Origin of the sequence: Synechococcus sp. BA-120 BA3 (assembly GCF_034931285.1) — a bacterium.
GTDB lineage: Bacteria > Cyanobacteriota > Cyanobacteriia > PCC-6307 > Cyanobiaceae > Cyanobium.
The window spans coordinates 1-1,885 of record NZ_JAYGHZ010000155.1 but is presented as its reverse complement, the minus strand read 5'-3'; the positions used below and the strand labels follow the sequence as shown (position 1 = coordinate 1,885).

Genomic DNA, 1,885 nt, shown 5'->3' with positions numbered 1-1,885 from the left:
GCTGGGCAGCGGCCCCTGGGTGGTGGCGGCCTGGCTGGCCGGCGGCCTCTACGCCCTGCTCGGCGCCAACGCCGTGGCGGAGCTGGGGGCCAGCCTGCCCCTGGCCGGCGGCTGGTACGTCTACGCCCGCCGCTGTTTCGGGGATGCCGCCGGCTTCACCGTGGGCTGGATGGACTGGGTCGGCCACTGCACCGGCATCGCCTGGGTGGCGGTCACCATCGGCGAGTACGCGGCCTTCCTGCTGCCGGGGCTGGAGCCCCACGGGAAGCTGGTGGGACTGGCGGTGCTGCTGCTGTTCACCCTGATCCAGCTGCTGGGGGTGGAGGCCGGCAGCGGCAGCCAGAAGCTGCTGAGCCTGGCCAAGGCGGTCGCCTTCCTGGCGGTGGTGGCGGCCTGCTTCCTGCTGGGCGGCCCCGACACCCGGGCCGCCGCCGCCGCGGCGATCCCCACCGATCCGGCGGGTCTGACCCCGGTGGGCTGGACAGGCCTGGCCGTGGCGCTGGTGTTCTCCCTGCAGGCGATCGTCACCACCTACGACGGCTGGCACAGCCCCATCTACTTCTCCGAGGAGTTCAGCGAGCCCCAGGACGACCTGCCCCGCTCCCTGATCGGCGGCGTGCTGGCGGTGATCGCCCTCTACACCCTGTTCAACCTGGCCCTGCTGCGGGTGCTGCCGCTGCCGGTGATCGCCGTCTCCAGCCTGCCGGTGGCCGATGCGGCCGCCCTGCTGTTCGGCGCCTTCGGCGGCCAGGCGATCACCGTGCTGGCGCTGCTGTCCCTGGCGGGGCTGATCAACGCCTCGATCATGGGCGCGCCGCGCATCCTCTACGGCCTCAGCCGCGACCGGCTGTTCAGCCCCCTGGTCGACCGGGTGAACCGGGGCGGCACCCCCACCGTGGCGCTGCTGCTCACCAGCCTGGCGTCGGCCCTGCTGGTGCTCGGCGGCGACTTCACCGTCCTGCTGGGGCTGGCGGCCTTCCTCTACGTCAGCCTCTACCTGGTGGGGATCGTCTGCCTGTTCGTGCTGCGGCTGCGGGAGCCGGAGCGGCCGCGGCCCTACCGGGCCTGGGGCCACCCCTGGAGCACCGCCATCGTGCTGCTCGGATCGGTGGCGTTCCTGGTCGGCGCCCTGCGCAACGACACCGCCAACAGCGGCTGGGCCCTGCTGCTCATCGGCGTGGGCGTGCCGGTGTTCCAGGCCACCCGGGCCCTGACACCGGCCGAGGCGCCATGACCTCCCGCTGGCCGCCGGCCTGGTGGGACGACGCCCTGGCCGGGGAGATCCTGCAGCGCAGCGGCGAACACCTGCTGCTGGTGGGCAGCGCCATCGGCCTGGCCCTGGCGATCAGCCTGCCGCTGGGCCTGTGGATCAGCCGCCGGCCCCGCTGGGTCGGGCCGGTGCTGGCGGCCGCCAGCACGGTGCAGACGGTCCCGAGCCTGGCGATCTTCGGCCTGCTGCTCACCGTGCCGCTGCTGGGGGGCATCGGCACCACCCCGGCGATCGTGGCCCTCACCCTCTACGCCCTGCTGCCCCTGCTGCGGGGGCTGGTCACCGGCCTGGCCCAGGTGCCCCCGGGGCTGAAGCAGGCGGGCCGGGCCCTGGGTCTCAGCGGCCGCCAGGTGCTGCTGCACGTGGAGCTGCCCCTGGCCCTGCCCACCCTGATGGCGGGCCTCCGCGTGGCCACGGTGATCGGCGTCGGGGTGGCCACCATCGCCGCCGCCATCGGTGCCGGCGGCCTGGGAGTGTTCATCTTCCGAGGCATCGCCACGGTGAACAACGGCCTGATCCTGGCGGGGGCCCTGCCGGCCGCGGCCATCGCCCTGCTCGCCGATGGCGGCCTGGGGCTGCTGGAGCGGCGCCTGGCCTGGATCCCCTGCAACAGCG

2 protein-coding genes are annotated in these 1,885 nt (G+C 74.3%); both read left to right on the top strand.

The window, feature by feature from the left end:
• The first annotated feature begins 1 nt into the window (after position 1).
• On the top strand, positions 2 to 1,234 hold the full coding sequence (locus VB737_RS06800; RefSeq protein WP_500312174.1) for an APC family permease: 1,233 nt from the start codon (positions 2 to 4) through the stop codon (positions 1,232 to 1,234).
• On the top strand, positions 1,231 to 1,885 hold a 655-nt coding region (locus VB737_RS06795), incomplete at its 3' end, for an ABC transporter permease (RefSeq protein ID WP_500312173.1). The genes VB737_RS06800 and VB737_RS06795, both read left to right, overlap by 4 nt.